This window comes from Cupriavidus sp. H39 (genome assembly GCF_050271075.1).
Classification (GTDB): Bacteria; Pseudomonadota; Gammaproteobacteria; order Burkholderiales; family Burkholderiaceae; genus Cupriavidus; species Cupriavidus necator_B.
Window position 1 is genome coordinate 1,535,235 of sequence record NZ_CP189848.1, and the last position, 15,475, is coordinate 1,550,709.

Sequence of the window (15,475 nt, forward strand, 5' to 3'; positions counted from 1 at the left end):
GCGTTGGAGGCTGAGATGAAACACGTCTATACGGCCGTGATGCCGATCCGCTGGGGCGACATGGACGCGATGGGCCATGTCAACAACACCGTCTATTTCCAGTACCTGGAGCAGGCGCGCATCGAGTGGTTCGCGTCGCTTGGTCGCGGCGGCAAGGATGCGCAAGGGCAGGGGCCGGTCATCATCAATGCGCACATGACCTTCCTGAAGCAGCTGCGCTATCCGGGCGAGATCGAATGCCGGGTCTATGCCGGGCAGCTGGGGCGCACCAGCTTCGAGACGCGCATGGAGATCCGTCGCACCGACATGCCCGATGTGGTGTGGGCCGAGGGCGGGGCCAAGGTGGTGTGGTGCGATTACGCGCTGGAGAAATCGGTGCCGGTGCCGGCGGAGATCCGGGAGGTCGTCGAAGGCTGACGGTTTGCTCCCCTCTCCCGCTTGCGGGAGAGGGGCAGGGGGTGAGGGCAGGAGGCTCAAAGGCTGAGGCCCGTGGGTTAAAACAATTGGCTTCGCTTGATCGGGTTCCTCGCTAGCCCACCCCTCACCCCGGCCCTCTCCCATGAGGGGAGAGGGAGAACACCTTGCTTGGGCGAGTTCGGGCGGCATGGGAGCACCCAACACCGCTCTTCCTTTTTCGCGTGTGGGTTGAGTCAGTGGTGCACCAATCGCTGCACCAGGTCCACCGACGTACTCGCCCCATACTTCTTCATCAACCGCGCCCGATAGATATCGACCGTGCGCGGGCTGATCGCCAGCAGCTTGCCGATCTGCTTGCTGGTCTTGCCTTCCACCAGTTGCGCCGCGATCTCGCGTTCGCGCGCGGTCAGTTCGGCGGTGACCTGGCGCTTCTGCGACAGGTCTTCGAAAGTCCAGATCCCGGCGCCCAGCGGCTGCGTGCGTTCCAGCGCCCGGCCAGTGACGTGGCACCAGAACAATTCCCCGCCGGCGCGTTTCATGATGCGCTCGTCCGAATACATGCCATGCTTGTTCATGATCGGCGCGATGCGCGCGCCGGTGCGCTCGAACTCGTCGGCGGTGGGGTAGAGCACCTGGAACGACTGGCCGAGCAGCGCCTCGCGCGTGGTGCCGAAGATGCGGCAGACCTCTTCGTTGCAGTCCTCGATCACGCGCTCGCGTGACAGCACCAGGCCCACGGGGGCGAGCTGGAAGGCGGTCTGGTAGTCGATAGCGGGCATCTGCTTATGTATTTTTACGTAATGGCGTAGCCGGCTGTGCTTGCGTATGCTGTCGGTCGGACGAGAACCGGCGCCCGTCGCCGATTGTACCGTTACAATTTCCCTGCGTCGCCCGCCGCACCACCCGCTGGCGGGGAGATCGACAGGGACTACCGAGGAAGGAGCGAAGCATGAACAAGGTCTACGCCAGCGCCGCAGAAGCGCTTGCAGGCGTCGTCCGCGACGGCCAGACGATCGCTGTGGGCGGTTTCGGCCTGTGCGGCATCCCCGAGGCGCTGATCGCCGCGCTGCGTGACAGCGGCGCCGGGCAGCTCACCTGCATCTCCAACAACGCCGGCGTCGACGGCTTCGGCCTGGGGCTGCTGCTGGCCACGCGCCAGATCCGCAAGATGATCTCGTCCTACGTGGGCGAGAACAAGGAGTTCGAGCGCCAGTACCTGGCCGGCGAACTCGAGCTGGAATTCACCCCGCAAGGCACGCTGGCCGAAAAGCTGCGCGCCGGTGGCTCGGGCATCCCGGCCTTCTTCACCAAGACCGGTGTCGGCACCATCGTCGCCGAAGGCAAGGAAATCCGCGAATTCGACGGCGAGAAGTACGTGATGGAACGCTCGCTGACCGCCGACGTCGCGCTGGTCAAGGCCTGGAAGGCCGACAAGGCCGGCAACCTGGTGTTCCGCCGCACCGCGCGCAACTTCAACCCGATGTGCGCGATGGCGGGCAAGGTCACCGTGGCCGAGGTCGAGCAGATCGTCGAGACCGGTGAACTCGATCCGGACGAGATCCACCTGGCCGGCATCTTCGTGCAGCGCCTGGTGCTCAACGCCAACCCCGAGAAACGCATCGAGCAGCGCACTGTGCGCGCGGCCAGCTAAGGAGACCCATCATGGCATGGACACGTGACGAAATGGCCGCGCGCGCCGCGGCCGAGCTGCAGGACGGTTTCTACGTCAACCTGGGCATCGGGCTGCCGACGCTGGTGGCCAACTGGGTGCCGGAAGGCATGGAAGTGTGGCTGCAATCCGAGAACGGCCTGCTCGGCATCGGCCCGTTCCCGACCGAGGCCGAGGTCGACGCCGACATGATCAACGCCGGCAAGCAGACCGTAACCACGCTGCCGGGCTCGTCGATCTTCTCGTCGGCCGACTCGTTCGCGATGATCCGCGGCGGCCACATCAACCTGGCGATCCTGGGCGCGATGCAGGTCAGCGAGAAGGGCGACCTGGCCAACTGGATGATCCCCGGCAAGATGGTCAAGGGCATGGGCGGCGCGATGGACCTGGTCGCGGGCGTCGGCCGCGTGGTGGTGCTGATGGAACACACCGCCAAGAAGAAGGACGGCACCGAGGACATCAAGATCCTGAAGCAGTGCAACCTGCCGCTGACCGGCGTGGGCGTGGTAAACCGCATCATCACCGACCTCGGTGTGATCGACGTGACCGCGGACGGCCTGAAGCTGGTTGAAACCGCACCGGGCGTCAGCCGCGAGGAAATCCAGGCGAAGACCGGGGCGCCGCTGCTGTAAGCAAGCGTACGGCATTGCCTGGCAGGCCCTGTGGCGCATTGCGCCACAGGGCTTTTTTCATTTGGTGTCCTGGGACCTGGCTACGCGGATCGGCCGTGCGGGCGGTCAAGCGCCACCACCGCGAATGCACCGAGGGCGAGACCGCGTCGGTATGGCGGGAAGGCGAAGCGGCGCTGGAACGCCTTGCGGGGGTGTAGGGCAGGCCGGACGCGCGAGCGCGCATCCGGCGGGGCGGCGCGTCAGGCCGCCGGCTTGTGGTAGCGGGTGAACACCGAGGCCGCGCCGTCGGCCTTGACCAGCAGCACGTCGAAGGGATCCTTGCGCGGACCCTGTTCCATGCCCGGCGAGCCGACCGGCATGCCTGGTACCGCCAGCCCGACCGCCTTCGGTTTGGCGGCCAGCAGCTTGCGGATATCGGCGGCAGGCACGTGCCCCTCGATCGCATAGCCACCGATGTAGCCGGTGTGGCAGGAACCGAAGCGCTCCGGCATGCCGAAGCGCTTGCGGTAGTCGCCGGTATCCTCGACGTCATGCACCGTCACGGCGAAGCCATTGGCGCGCAGGTGCTTGACCCAATCCTCGCAGCAGCCGCACAGCGGGCTCTTGTAGACCTCGATGGCCGGGGCTTTGGCTTGCGCAAGCGCATCGGCCGCGGGCCCGAGCACGCCCACGGCGAGCGTGCCGAGCGCCAGCGCGCCCAGGGTGCCGAGAAAACGTCGTCGTTGCATTCGTTGCTCCTGGTGCTGCGGCCTTATTGCGCGACCCAGCCGCCATCCATGTTCCAGATTGCCCCGCGCACCTGGCGGGCCGCGTCGGACGACAGGAACACGGCCAGCGCGCCCAGCTCGTCGGGCGTGACGAACTCGCCCGAGGGCTGCTTCTCCAGCACCAGTTCGCGCTTGGCCTGCTCGACCGGGATGCCTTCCTTCTGCGCGCGTGCTTCGACCTGCTTCTGCACCAGCGGCGTCAGCACCCAGCCCGGGCAGATCGCGTTGGCGGTCACGCCGGTCTGTGCGGTTTCCAGCGCGGTCACCTTGGTGAAACCGACGATGCCGTGCTTGGCCGCCACGTAGGCCGATTTCTGTGCCGACGCCACCAGACCGTGCGTCGAGGCCACGTTGATGATGCGGCCCCAGTTCTTCTGGCGCATGCCGGGCAGCGCGAGGCGGGTGGTGTGGAAGGCCGAGGTCAGGTTGATGGCGATGATGGCGTCCCAGCGCTCGGTGGGAAAATCCTCGATCGGCGCCACATGCTGGATGCCGGCATTGTTGACCAGGATGTCGGCACCGCCGAAGTCGGCCTGCGCATAGCGCATCATGTCCTCGATCTCTGCCGACTTGCTCATGTCCGCGCCGTGGTAGCCGACCTGGATGCCCTGGCCGGCCTGCGCGATTTCGTTCTTTGCGGCGTCCGCGTCACCAAAGCCGTTGACGATGATGTTGGCGCCCTGGGCCGCCAGTGCCTTTGCGATGCCGAGCCCGATACCGCTGGTCGAGCCCGTCACCAGAGCGGTCTTGCCTTTGAGCATGTAAGCCTCCGTCGAGAGAGATTCCACAGGAAGGAAAGGCGGCCCGGATGGTCCGTACCGCCTGGTCTGGCTCAACCGCGCACCAGCATGTGGCGCGTGCGGTGGCGCAGACGGTGTGCTGTGGCATTGTACCCGGTGCGGCGTACAATCCAGTTTTGCTCATCTACCGGCAGCGCCCGCTTTTTCGCGGTCCCGGCCGGTCCGTCAGGGAGTCCAGATGTCTGCCAGTCCGCGCCTCGGTTTTGTCCAGTGCATCAGTCCGGCGGGCCTGCACCGCATGGCCTACCACGAGTGGGGCGACCCCGCCAATCCGCGCGTGCTGGTGTGCGCGCATGGCCTGACGCGCACCGGCCGCGACTTCGACGCCGTCGCCAGCGCACTGTGCGGCGACTATCGCGTGGTCTGCCCCGACGTGGTGGGGCGCGGCCGCTCCGGATGGCTGGCCAATCCCGACGGCTACATCGTGCCGCAATACGTGTCCGACATGGTCACGCTGATTGCGCGGCTCAATGTCGAGAAGGTGGACTGGTTCGGCACCTCGATGGGCGGCCTGATCGGCATGGGCCTGGCCGGGTTGCCAAATTCGCCGGTGCGCAAGCTGCTGCTCAATGACGTGGGCCCCAAGATTGCGCTGTCGGCGGTGGAGCGCATCGGCGCCTACCTTGGGCTCCCGGTACGCTTCAAGACCTTCGAGGAAGGGCTGGCGTACCTGCAGACCATCAGTGCTTCGTTCGGGCGCCACACGCCGGAACAGTGGCGTGAACTCAACGCCGCGATCCTCAAGCCGGTGCAGGGTGCCGATGGCCTGGAATGGGGCTTGCATTACGATCCGCAGCTGGCGGTGCCGTTCCGCAAGTCCACGCCGGAAGCGGTGGCGGCGGGCGAAGCCGCGTTGTGGCGTGGCTTCGAGGCCATCGAAGCGCCGGTGCTGGTGGTGCGCGGCGCGCAGTCCGACCTGCTGCTGCGCGAGACCGTGGCCGAGATGGTGGCGCGCGGCAAGCATGTGAGCGCGGTCGAAGTCCCGGAAGTGGGGCACGCCCCGACCTTTGTCGATCCGGCGCAGATCGCGATCGCCCGGCAGTTCTTTGTCGGGTGAGTTGGCGCGCATCTCGCGGCGGACCTGTTTTTTATCGATCAACGCATTGTCATGAGTAACCTTGAACTGAAGCGCGCCCACGTGGGCAAGCGGTTGTCCGAATACGCGGTCTACAACGGCGTGGTCTACCTGGCCGGGCAAGTGCCCGAGGTCGATCCCAAGGCCGATATCCGTGGCCAGACGCGCGAGGTGCTCGGCCATATCGATCGCCTGCTGGCCGAGGCCGGCAGCGACAAGACCCGCATCCTGTCGTGCCAGATTTTCCTGACCAACATCGACCTGATCGGCGCGATGAACGAGGTCTGGGACGCCTGGGTGCCGCAAGGCAACACGCCGCCGCGCGCCACCGTCGAAGCCCGCCTGGCCAATCCCGATTACCTGATCGAAGTGGTGGTGACCGCTGCGCTCAACTGATGCAGGCGCTGTGACATGGTGACGTCGACCGACCTGGCTGGCCGGGTCGCGGGCATTCCGGATACCGAGCTGGTTGAGCGCGCACTGGCGTACGTGCGTGCGCACGGCGCCGGCGTGGCGCTGCCTACGGGCGAGACCGTGCAGTCGCACGCGGAGGGGATGCTGCGCATCCTCGACGGCCTGCGCGTGGACGATTCCGCGCGTGCGGCCGCGTGCCTGTTCGGTCTGGCGGCATTCGTGCCCGGCACCGAAGCCGAGATCGAGCCGCGCTTCGGCGAAGAAGTGGCGCGGCTGGTCAATGGCGTGCGGCAGCTGCTGCGCATCGGTGCCATTGCCGGCAATCGCCCTGACGTGGAAGCGGCCGCGCCGTCAAAGAACGAAGCGCAGGCGCGCCACGAGCAGGTCGAGGCGCTGCGCAAGATGCTGCTGGCGTTCGCGCAGGACATCCGCGTGGTGCTGGTGCGGCTGGCCTCGCGGCTGCAGACGCTGCGCTGGCTGGCCGAGACCAAGCAGGCGCCATTGCCTGGCGTGGCGCGCGAAACGCTCGACATCTACGCGCCGCTTGCGAACCGGCTCGGCATCTGGCAGATGAAGTGGGAGCTGGAGGACCTGGCCTTCCGCTTCGAGCAGCCCGATACCTACAAGCGCATCGCCAGGCTGCTGGATGAAAAGCGCATCGAGCGCGAGGGCTATATCGCCGGCGCGATCGCGCGGCTGCAGTCCGAGTTGGCCACTGCCGGCATCCGCGCCGAGGTCAGCGGGCGGCCCAAGCACATCTACAGCATCTGGAAAAAGATGCGGGGCAAGGAGCTGGATTTTGCCGACCTGTACGATGTGCGCGCCTTCCGCGTGATCGTCGACGATATCAAGGACTGCTATACGGTGCTGGGTATCGTCCACCATATCTGGCAGCCGATCCCGCGCGAGTTCGACGACTATATCTCGCGGCCCAAGGCCAACGGCTACAAGTCGCTGCACACGGTGGTGATCGGCGATGACGGCCGCGCCTTCGAGGTGCAGATCCGCACGCACGAGATGCACCACTTCGCCGAATACGGCGTGGCCGCGCACTGGCGCTACAAAGAGGCGGGCAGCCGCGGCTATGCCGGGCAATTCTCCGCCAGCGAGCGCTATGACGAGAAGATTGCCTGGCTGCGCCAGTTGCTGGCGTGGAAGGACGACGCCGACCACAGCGTGGCGCACGACGAATCGTGGGAGCAGATCAAGCACGCCGCGATCGACGACCACATCTACGTGCTGACGCCGCAGGCGCGCGTGGTGGCGCTGCCGCAGGGCGCAACCGCGGTGGACTTTGCCTACTACCTGCACAGCGACCTCGGCCACCGCTGCCGCGGCGCGCGCGTCGACGGCACCATGGTGCCGCTGAACACGCCGCTCAAGAACGGCCAGACCGTGGAGATCATCGCGGTCAAGCAGGGCGGCCCGTCGCGCGACTGGCTTAACGCCGACCTGGGCTACCTGGCCAGCAGCCGCGCGCGCGCCAAGGTACGCGCGTGGTTCAACGCGATGGACTCGCAGGAAACCATCGCGCAGGGCCGCGCGCTGATCGACAAGACGCTGCAGCGCGAAGGCAAGACCGCGGTCAAGCTGGAAGACCTGGCGACGCGGCTGAACTTCAAGACGCCCGACGAACTGTTCGCCGCGGTGGCCAAGGACGAGTTCAGCCTGCGCCATGTCGAGCACGCGCTGCGCCACCCTGAGGGCGAAGTCCAGGCGCCGCTGAGCGAGGAAGACGCCGTCACCAAGAAGAGCCGCGCCACCAGCGTGGCGCGTGGCGCCAAGAGCGGCGTGCTGGTGGTGGGCGTGGATTCGCTGATGACGCAGATGTCGCGCTGCTGCAAGCCTGCGCCGCCGGACGAGATCGTCGGTTTTGTCACGCGCGGACGCGGCGTGTCGATCCATCGCCGCAACTGCCATACCTTCCAGCAGCTGTCGGCACGCGCGCCGGAACGCGTGATCCAGACCGAGTGGGGCCAGAAGAGCCACGCCGCGGTCTACCCGGTCGACATCCATGTCGAGGCCATCGACCGGCAGGGCTTGCTGCGCGACATCTCCGAAGTGCTGTCGCGCGAAAAGATCAACGTCACCGGCGTCAAGACACTGTCCAGCAAGGGCGTGGCGCGCATGCAGTTCACCGCCGAGGTCTCCGAGGCCACGCAGCTGCAACGGGCGCTGCTGCTGATCGAAGAGGTCCAGGGGGTCTTGCAGGCGAAAAGAAAGTGATGCTATACTTGCGGCTTCGCTAGGCTCGTAGCTCAGCTGGTTAGAGCACCACCTTGACATGGTGGGGGTCGTTGGTTCGAGTCCAATCGAGCCTACCAACGAATTGCAGTAAAGCAGTAAAAAGCAGTACGGCAAGTCCGATTCAACCCCATACGGAACGGAAGGGCACCATGGTTATGACACCGCGAACTACTACCGCTGGCAAGCGACAGTAGTCGAGGTGCGCCTTCGACCCGGTTGGATCGGGTTTGACAAAGAGAAACGCGGCCTTGGCCGCGTTTTTTTTCGTCTGTCGCCTGCCAGCGCCCTGCTAAGCTGCCGGCTTTCCCGTGCGGCAAGGCGGGCACAAAGAACAGATCGCCAGCGCGCAGGCATGCGGGCCGGCGCCACAAGATGCAGTTTGATCCGCCCACGCACGCGCAAGACGCCGCGGGCGGAACCTGGAGAGTCGAAATGATCGCAATCACGCTGCCGGACGGGTCCCGCCGCGAGTTTCCCGGCCCGGTAACGGTTGCCGAAGTGGCGCAAAGCATCGGCGCTGGCCTGGCCAAGGCCGCGCTGGCCGGCAAGGTGGACGGCCAGCTGGTCGACACCAGCTACAAGATCGACCGTGATGCGGGACTGGCCATCGTCACGGACAAGGATGCCGACGGCGTCGATGTGATCCGCCACTCCACGGCCCACTTGCTGGCCTATGCCGTCAAGGAGCTGTATCCGGAGGCGCAGGTAACGATCGGGCCGGTGATCGAAAACGGCTTCTACTACGACTTCGCCTACAAGCGTCCCTTCACGCCGGAAGACCTCGCCGCCATCGAGAAGAAGATGACGGAGCTGGCCCGCAAGGACGAAAAAGTCACGCGCGAAGTGTGGAACCGCGACGAAGCGGTGGCGCTGTTCGAGTCGATGGGCGAGAAGTACAAGGCCGAGATCATCGGCTCGATCCCGGCCGACCAGGAAATCGGCCTGTACCGCGAAGGCAATTTCGTCGACCTGTGCCGCGGCCCGCACGTGCCGTCGACGGGCAAGCTCAAGGTCTTCAAGCTGATGAAGGTGGCGGGCGCCTACTGGCGCGGCGACGCCAACAACGAGATGCTCCAGCGCATCTACGGCACCGCCTGGGCGAAGAAGGAAGACCAGGAGGCCTACCTGCACATGCTGGAAGAGGCCGAGAAGCGCGACCACCGCAAGCTGGGCAAGACGCTGGACCTGTTCCACCTGCAGGAAGAGGCGCCCGGCATGGTGTTCTGGCATCCGAAGGGCTGGCAGGTGTGGCAGGCTGTCGAGCAGTACATGCGCGGCCGCCTGACGGACGCCGGGTACGACGAAGTGCGCACGCCGCAGGTGATGGACCGTTCGCTGTGGGAGAAATCCGGCCACTGGGAGAACTACAAGGAGAACATGTTCGTCACGGAGTCGGAGAAGCGCGACTACGCGATCAAGCCGATGAACTGCCCTGGCCATGTGCAGATCTTCAACCACGGCCTGCGTTCGTACCGCGACCTGCCGCTGCGCCTGGCCGAGTTCGGCGCCTGCCATCGCAATGAGCCGTCCGGCGCGCTGCACGGCCTGATGCGCGTGCGCGGCTTCGTGCAGGACGATGCGCACATCTTCTGCACGGAAGAGCAGATCGTGGCCGAGGCCAAGGCCTTCAACGAACTGGCGTTCTCGGTCTATGACGACTTCGGCTTCAAGGATGTGAAGGTCAAGCTGTCGCTGCGCCCGGACCAGCGCGCCGGCTCGGACGAGGTCTGGGACCATGCCGAGGAAGGCCTGCGCCTGGCGCTGCGCGCCTGCGGCGTGGACTGGGAAGAGCTGCCGGGCGAGGGCGCCTTCTATGGCCCCAAGGTCGAATACCACATCAAGGACGCGATCGGCCGCTCGTGGCAATGCGGCACGCTGCAGCTCGACTTGGTGCTGCCGGAACGCCTGGGTGCCGAATACGTCTCCGAGGACAATTCGCGCAAGCGCCCGGTGATGCTCCATCGCGCCATCCTGGGCTCGTTCGAGCGCTTCCTGGGCATTCTGCTGGAAAACCACGCCGGCGCGCTGCCCGCATGGCTGGCCCCGGACCAGGTTGTGGTCATGAATATTGCGGATTCGCAGGCAGAATACGCCGAAAGCGTCGTGCAATTGCTGCAAAAACAAGGGTTTAGGGCAAAGGCCGATTTGCGTAACGAGAAAATTACGTATAAAATCCGCGAGCATTCGCTTCAAAAGATCCCCTACCTGCTGGTAGTGGGCGACAAGGAGCGGGATGCCAATCAAGTGGCCGTGCGTGCCCGTGGCAACGTGGATCTGGGTGTAATGCCTGTCTCCGCGTTTGTTGAGCGTCTGCAAAACGACGTCGCCAGCAAAGCCTGATGGGTGATGAGCACGGCTTGTTTTTTTGTCTTCTTGAGGTAACGCAACATCGCTACGGACAAAGGTCATCGCATCAACCGGGAAATCAGCGCGCCTGAGCTGCGCCTGGTAGGGGTTGATAACGAGCAGCTCGGCATCGTCAAGTTCATGGACGCGCTCCGGCTGGCTGAAGATAAGGACTTGGACCTGGTGGAGATCGCGCCGAACGCGGTTCCTCCCGTCGCCCGGATCATGGATTACGGGAAGTTCAAGTACGAAGAAGCCAAGCGCGCCCACGAGGCGAAGCTGAAGCAGAAGATCATCCAGGTCAAGGAAGTCAAGTTCCGGCCGGGCACGGATGATGGCGACTACAACGTCAAGCTGCGCAACCTGAAGCGCTTCCTGGAAGATGGCGACAAGACCAAGATCACGCTGCGGTTCCGTGGTCGCGAGATGGCGCACCAGGAAATCGGCGTGCGTGTGCTCGAACGCCTGAAGGCGGACCTGGAAGAAATCGGCCAGGTCGAGCAGATGCCGAAGATGGAAGGGCGCCAGATGGTGATGGTGATCGCCCCCAAGAAGAAGAAGTAATTCCTGCGCGGTGCAGCGGCCGGGATGCCAGGCATCCCGGCGTTGCTTCGTGCGGAAATCGCGCGCGGTCCGCAAGGGCCATCGTGCAACAACAAGTGGATGCGGGTCTTGCAAGCGTCGGCGTGAGCCGTCCACCTGCATGCATGTCATATGAGCTGGAGTTTTTCATGCCGAAGATGAAGACGAAGAAAAGCGCCTCCAAGCGCTTTACTGCCCGTCCGAACGGTTCGTTCAAGCGTGGCCAGGCCTTCAAGCGTCACATCCTGACCAAGAAGACCACCAAGAACAAGCGTCAACTGCGCGGTACCCAGGACGTCCATGAGACGAACCTGAAGTCGGTGCGCGCGATGATGCCTTACGCATAACCCCTGACGACAACGAAAGGAGAATTACATGCCTCGAGTAAAGCGTGGGGTCACTGCACGGGCCCGCCACAAGAAAGTCATCGACGCTGCCAAGGGTTACCGCGGCCGTCGCAATAATGTCTACCGCATCGCCAAGCAGGCGGTCATGCGTGCTGGCCAGTACGCGTACCGCGATCGCCGCAACAAGAAGCGCGTGTTCCGCGCGCTGTGGATTGCGCGTATCAATGCCGCGACGCGTGAGCATGGCATGACCTACAGCGTGTTCATGAACGGTCTGAAGAAGGCCTCGATTGAACTGGACCGCAAGGTGCTGTCGGACATGGCTATTCACGACAAGCCTGCCTTTGCCGCCATCGTCAACCAGGTGAAAGCCACCGTTGCCTGATGCCGGCTGCGGCGGCGCGTAAGCGCCGTCGGGCAAGCACCGACCGCAAGGTCGACCGCTGACCGCAAGGTCCGCTGAAACGGGGCTCCTCACCGAGCCCCGTTTTCATTTGCGGTTCCGGATACTGTTTTGCGTCTGTCCTCGAGACGGCATCCGGAAACGCATACCGCACGTAGTGCCAACCCCACGTCGCCCCGGCTCCGCGCCGACCGACGCCAGAACACGCCACGACCGCCGCCATGTCTCAGGATCTGGATCAAATTGTCGCCGCTGCCCAGGCCGCCTTCGCCGCCGCCAACGACAACGCCACGCTGGAAAACGAAAAGGCCCGCTTCCTGGGCAAGACCGGCGCCCTGACCGAACTGCTCAAGGGCCTGGGCAAGCTCGACCCGGAAACCCGCAAGACGGAAGGCGCGCGCATCAACCAGGTCAAGCAGCAGGTAGAGGCTGCGCTGCAGGCGCGACGCCAGGCGCTGGCCGACGCGCTGATGAATGCGCGCCTGGCCGCCGAGGCCATCGACGTCACGCTGCCGGGCCGCGCGGTGGCCCGCGGCAGCCTGCATCCGGTGATGCGCACCTGGGAGCGTGTCGAGCAGATCTTCGGCTCGATCGGCTTCGACGTGGCCGACGGCCCGGAGATCGAAACCGACTGGATGAACTTCACCGCGCTGAACAACCCGGACAACCATCCGGCGCGTTCGATGCAGGACACGTTCTATGTGGACGGCCGCGACAGCGACGACAAGCTCTTGCTGCTGCGCACGCATACCAGCCCGATGCAGGTGCGCTACGCAAAGATGCATGTCGAGAAGTACGCCGGCAAGGCGATGCCGCCGATCAAGGTGATCTGCCCGGGCCGTACCTACCGCGTCGACAGCGATGCCACCCACTCGCCGATGTTCAACCAGGTTGAAGGCCTGTGGATCGGCGAGGACGTCAGCTTTGCCGACCTGAAGGGCGTGTACACCGACTTCCTGCGCAAGTTCTTCGAGCGCGACGACATCCAGGTGCGCTTCCGTCCGTCGTATTTTCCGTTCACCGAGCCGTCGGCCGAAATCGACATGGCCTTCGGCAATGGCAAATGGCTGGAAATCTCCGGTTCGGGCCAGGTGCACCCGAACGTGCTGCGCAACATGGGCCTCGATCCCGAGCGCTATATCGGTTTCGCGTTCGGCTCCGGCCTCGAGCGCCTGACCATGCTGCGCTATGGCATCAACGACCTGCGCCTGTTCTTCGAGGGCGACGTGCGCTTCCTGCGCCAGTTCGCCTGAGCGGCGCCGCGTCAAATTCGTCACCGACTACACAGAATACTTACCGGATCAGAAGCGCCATGCAATTCTCGGAATCCTGGCTTCGCACCTTCGCCAACCCTGAAAAGATCTCTACCGACGCGCTGTCGCACAGCCTGACCATGGCCGGGCTGGAAGTGGAAGAGGTGGGCCCGGTCGCGCCGCCGTTCGACAAGGTGGTGGTCGCGCACGTGCTGTCGACCGAGCGCCATCCCAACGCCGACCGCCTCAACGTGTGCCAGGTCGATGCCGGCACCGGCGAGACCCTGCAGATCGTCTGCGGCGCGCCCAACGTCAAGCCCGGCATCAAGGTGCCGTGCGCGCTGGTGGGCGCGGTGCTGCCGCCGGGCGAAGACGGCGGCAAGCCGTTCGAGATCAAGGTCGGCAAGCTGCGTGGCGTGGACAGCTACGGCATGCTGTGCTCGGCGCGCGAACTGAAGCTGTCGGAAGACCACGGCGGCCTGATGGTGCTGCCGGAAGACGCGCCCGTGGGCCAGAACATCCGCCAGTACCTGGACCTCGACGACCAGGTCTTCGTCATCAAGCTGACCCCGAACAAGGCCGACTGCCTGTCGATCCACGGCGTGGCGCGCGAAGTGTCGGCACTGACCGGCGCCGCGCTGAACCTGCCCGACATGGCGCCGGTGCCGGTGACGATCCAGGACAAGCTGCCGGTCAAGGTGTCGGCGCCTGACCTGTGCGGCCGCTTCTCCGGCCGCATCATCCGCGGCGTCAACGCACGCGCCGCCACCCCGCTGTGGATGGTGCAGCGGCTGGAGCGTTCGGGCCAGCGCAGCGTCTCGGCGCTGGTCGACATTTCCAACTACGTGATGCTCGAACTGGGCCGTCCCTCGCACGTGTTCGACCTGCACAAGATCCACGGCGGCCTGGACGTGCGCTGGGGCCGCAAGGGCGAGCAGATCAAGCTGCTGAACGGCAACACCATCGAGGTCGACGAGCAGGTCGGCGTGATCGCCGACGACAAGGTAATCGAAAGCCTGGCCGGCATCATGGGCGGCGACAGCACCGCTGTCACGCTGGATACCACCGACATCTACCTCGAGGCTGCCTTCTGGTGGCCGGCCGCGATCCAGGGCCGCAGCCGCCGCTACAACTTCTCGACCGACGCCGGACACCGTTTCGAGCGCGGCGTCGACTACGCCACCACGGTCGAGCATATCGAGCGCATCACCGCACTGATCCTCGAGATCTGCGGCGGCCAGGCCGGCCCGGTGGACGACCACGTGGTCAACCTGCCGGTGCGCAAGCCGGTCAGCCTGCGCGTCGCGCGCGCCGAGCGCGTGCTTGGCATCGAGCTGTCGCCGGCGGCCATCGCCGACGTGTTCCAGCGTCTGCAACTGCCGTTCACGCGCGCGCAGGGCGCCGAAGGCGAAGTGTTCGAGGTCACGCCGCCGAGCTATCGCTTCGATATCGAGATCGAGGAAGACCTGATCGAGGAAGTCGCGCGCATCTACGGTTTCGAGCGCATCCCGGCGCGCCCGCCGGTTGCCGAAAGCGAAATGCGCCCGACCAACGAAGCCAGTCGCTCCACCCACGTGGTGCGCCACGCCGTGGCCGCGCGCGACTACCAGGAAGTGATCAACTTCGCCTTCGTCGAAGAGAAGTGGGAGCGTGATTTCGCCGCCAACGACAAGCCGATCCGCCTGCTGAACCCGATCGCCAGCCAGCTGGCGGTGATGCGCTCGACGCTGATCGGCGGGCTGGTCGACAAGGTGCGCTACAACCTGAACCGCAAGGCCGCGCGCGTGCGCCTGTTCGAAGTGGGCCGCGTGTTCCATCGCGACGCCAAGGTCGACGACGGCGGCCTGACCGTGGCCGGGTATGACCAGCCGATGATGGCCGCCGGCATTGCCTACGGCCCGGCGTTCGAAGAGCAGTGGGGCATCGCCACGCGCAACGTCGACTTCTTCGACGTGAAGGGCGATGTCGAGGCGCTGTTCCATCCGCGCGTGCCGCGCTTCGAGCCGGTAGCGCACCCGGCGCTGCATCCGGGCCGCGCCGCGCGCGTGCTGCTCGACGGCAAGCCGGTGGGCGTGGTCGGCGAACTGCATCCGCGCTGGCTGCAGGAATATGAGCTGGCGCATGCGCCGGTGCTGTTCGAATTGCAGCTCGACGCGCTGCGCGGCGCCGGCCTGCCGGCGTACACCGAGATCTCGAAGTTCCCGGCCGCCGTGCGTGACCTCGCCGTGGTCGTGAAGCAATCGGTACGCGTGCAGAACTTGCTCGATACCATGCGTGCGGCGCTGGAAAAACAGGGTTATGGCCGCTTCTGCCAGGGCCTGGTGCTGTTCGACGAGTTCCGTCCCAAGGGGGCTTCCACGGCCATCGGCGCGGACGAGAAAAGCCTTGCGTTCCGGGTGACCTTGCAAGATACTGGGTCGACCCTCCAGGACGAAACCGTCGACAGCGCGGTGCGCTGCATGGTCGACGCGCTGGCCGAAGCCTTCCAGGCGCGGCTGCGCGGCTGATCGGTCGCCATGACCG

15 protein-coding genes and 1 tRNA gene are annotated in these 15,475 nt (G+C 65.3%); 13 read left to right on the forward strand and 3 right to left on the reverse strand.

All coding sequences use genetic code 11. The features are described 5' to 3' along the window. Positions 1-15 precede the first annotated feature (15 nt). Positions 16-417, forward strand: a complete 402-nt coding sequence (locus ACOCMH_RS22570) for an acyl-CoA thioesterase (protein WP_427313093.1) — start codon at positions 16-18, stop codon at positions 415-417. Positions 418-650: 233 nt separating this feature from the next. On the opposite strand, the gene ACOCMH_RS22575 is transcribed toward ACOCMH_RS22570, so the two are convergent. Beyond that, a complete protein-coding gene (locus ACOCMH_RS22575; protein WP_171517248.1) occupies positions 651-1,196 on the reverse strand; it encodes a PAS and helix-turn-helix domain-containing protein in 546 nt (181 codons plus the stop codon). A 170-nt stretch (positions 1,197-1,366) separates the two neighbouring features. On the opposite strand from ACOCMH_RS22575, the gene ACOCMH_RS22580 reads away from it, so the two are divergent. Both ACOCMH_RS22580 and ACOCMH_RS22585 read left to right on the forward strand, forming a co-directional pair. Next, complete coding sequence (locus ACOCMH_RS22580) at positions 1,367-2,068, forward strand: CoA transferase subunit A (RefSeq protein ID WP_427313094.1); 702 nt, start codon at positions 1,367-1,369, stop codon at positions 2,066-2,068. Between the two features lie 11 nt (positions 2,069-2,079). After that, the gene (locus ACOCMH_RS22585; protein ID WP_171517246.1) at positions 2,080-2,718 is read left to right on the forward strand and encodes a CoA transferase subunit B; all 639 of its coding nucleotides are present in this window, start codon (positions 2,080-2,082) and stop codon (positions 2,716-2,718) included. Positions 2,719-2,957: 239 nt separating this feature from the next. Here ACOCMH_RS22585 and ACOCMH_RS22590 read toward each other — a convergent pair whose 3' ends face one another. Next, entirely contained in the window at positions 2,958-3,446 is a 489-nt protein-coding gene (locus ACOCMH_RS22590; RefSeq protein WP_427313095.1) for a DUF411 domain-containing protein, read from the reverse strand. Between the two features lie 23 nt (positions 3,447-3,469). Then, a complete protein-coding gene (locus tag ACOCMH_RS22595; RefSeq protein ID WP_427313096.1) occupies positions 3,470-4,246 on the reverse strand; it encodes a 3-hydroxybutyrate dehydrogenase in 777 nt (258 codons plus the stop codon). 217 nt (positions 4,247-4,463) lie between these two features. Between ACOCMH_RS22595 and ACOCMH_RS22600 the strand changes: the two genes are divergently transcribed. From ACOCMH_RS22600 to pheT, 10 genes are all read left to right on the forward strand, one after another. Beyond that, positions 4,464-5,342 (forward strand): alpha/beta fold hydrolase, encoded by an 879-nt coding sequence (locus ACOCMH_RS22600; RefSeq protein WP_427313097.1) that lies wholly within the window; start codon positions 4,464-4,466, stop codon positions 5,340-5,342. A 51-nt stretch (positions 5,343-5,393) separates the two neighbouring features. Then, positions 5,394-5,756 (forward strand): RidA family protein, encoded by a 363-nt coding sequence (locus tag ACOCMH_RS22605; protein ID WP_116336675.1) that lies wholly within the window; start codon positions 5,394-5,396, stop codon positions 5,754-5,756. A 15-nt stretch (positions 5,757-5,771) separates the two neighbouring features. Further along, positions 5,772-8,000, forward strand: coding sequence for a RelA/SpoT family protein (locus ACOCMH_RS22610; RefSeq protein WP_427313098.1), 2,229 nt, complete (start codon positions 5,772-5,774; stop codon positions 7,998-8,000). 21 nt (positions 8,001-8,021) lie between these two features. Next, a tRNA-Val gene (locus ACOCMH_RS22615) sits at positions 8,022-8,098 on the forward strand. Positions 8,099-8,453: 355 nt separating this feature from the next. Further along, positions 8,454-10,361 (forward strand): threonine--tRNA ligase, encoded by a 1,908-nt coding sequence (gene thrS, locus ACOCMH_RS22620; RefSeq protein ID WP_427313099.1) that lies wholly within the window; start codon positions 8,454-8,456, stop codon positions 10,359-10,361. Between the two features lie 48 nt (positions 10,362-10,409). Then, complete coding sequence (infC, locus tag ACOCMH_RS22625; RefSeq protein WP_171517362.1) at positions 10,410-10,931, forward strand: translation initiation factor IF-3; 522 nt, start codon at positions 10,410-10,412, stop codon at positions 10,929-10,931. Positions 10,932-11,098: 167 nt separating this feature from the next. Continuing rightward, positions 11,099-11,296, forward strand: coding sequence for a 50S ribosomal protein L35 (rpmI, locus tag ACOCMH_RS22630; RefSeq protein WP_006575466.1), 198 nt, complete (start codon positions 11,099-11,101; stop codon positions 11,294-11,296). Between the two features lie 28 nt (positions 11,297-11,324). Beyond that, on the forward strand, positions 11,325-11,681 hold the full coding sequence (rplT, locus tag ACOCMH_RS22635) for a 50S ribosomal protein L20 (protein ID WP_008650487.1): 357 nt from the start codon (positions 11,325-11,327) through the stop codon (positions 11,679-11,681). Between the two features lie 239 nt (positions 11,682-11,920). Next, on the forward strand, positions 11,921-12,952 hold the full coding sequence (pheS, locus tag ACOCMH_RS22640; RefSeq protein ID WP_427313100.1) for a phenylalanine--tRNA ligase subunit alpha: 1,032 nt from the start codon (positions 11,921-11,923) through the stop codon (positions 12,950-12,952). Between the two features lie 59 nt (positions 12,953-13,011). Further along, positions 13,012-15,459 carry a phenylalanine--tRNA ligase subunit beta gene (gene pheT, locus ACOCMH_RS22645; RefSeq protein WP_427313101.1) on the forward strand — a complete coding sequence of 816 codons (2,448 nt, stop codon included), beginning with the start codon at positions 13,012-13,014 and terminating at the stop codon, positions 15,457-15,459. The last annotated feature ends 16 nt before the right edge of the window (positions 15,460-15,475 follow it).

Excerpts from the sequence above, each read along its gene's own strand:
- pheT (WP_427313101.1), top strand. The coding sequence starts at position 13,012 with ATGCAATTCTCGGAATCCTGGCTTCGCACCTTCGCCAACCCTGAAAAG.
- thrS (WP_427313099.1), top strand. The coding sequence starts at position 8,454 with ATGATCGCAATCACGCTGCCGGACGGGTCCCGCCGCGAGTTTCCCGGC.
- rplT (WP_008650487.1), top strand. The coding sequence starts at position 11,325 with ATGCCTCGAGTAAAGCGTGGGGTCACTGCACGGGCCCGCCACAAGAAA.
- rpmI (WP_006575466.1), top strand. The coding sequence starts at position 11,099 with ATGCCGAAGATGAAGACGAAGAAAAGCGCCTCCAAGCGCTTTACTGCC.
- ACOCMH_RS22580 (WP_427313094.1), top strand. The coding sequence starts at position 1,367 with ATGAACAAGGTCTACGCCAGCGCCGCAGAAGCGCTTGCAGGCGTCGTC.
- ACOCMH_RS22595 (WP_427313096.1), bottom strand. The coding sequence starts at position 4,246 with ATGCTCAAAGGCAAGACCGCTCTGGTGACGGGCTCGACCAGCGGTATC.
- pheS (WP_427313100.1), top strand. The coding sequence starts at position 11,921 with ATGTCTCAGGATCTGGATCAAATTGTCGCCGCTGCCCAGGCCGCCTTC.
- ACOCMH_RS22600 (WP_427313097.1), top strand. The coding sequence starts at position 4,464 with ATGTCTGCCAGTCCGCGCCTCGGTTTTGTCCAGTGCATCAGTCCGGCG.
- ACOCMH_RS22570 (WP_427313093.1), top strand. The coding sequence starts at position 16 with ATGAAACACGTCTATACGGCCGTGATGCCGATCCGCTGGGGCGACATG.
- ACOCMH_RS22610 (WP_427313098.1), top strand. The coding sequence starts at position 5,772 with ATGGTGACGTCGACCGACCTGGCTGGCCGGGTCGCGGGCATTCCGGAT.
- ACOCMH_RS22585 (WP_171517246.1), top strand. The coding sequence starts at position 2,080 with ATGGCATGGACACGTGACGAAATGGCCGCGCGCGCCGCGGCCGAGCTG.
- ACOCMH_RS22590 (WP_427313095.1), bottom strand. The coding sequence starts at position 3,446 with ATGCAACGACGACGTTTTCTCGGCACCCTGGGCGCGCTGGCGCTCGGC.
- ACOCMH_RS22575 (WP_171517248.1), bottom strand. The coding sequence starts at position 1,196 with ATGCCCGCTATCGACTACCAGACCGCCTTCCAGCTCGCCCCCGTGGGC.
- ACOCMH_RS22605 (WP_116336675.1), top strand. The coding sequence starts at position 5,394 with ATGAGTAACCTTGAACTGAAGCGCGCCCACGTGGGCAAGCGGTTGTCC.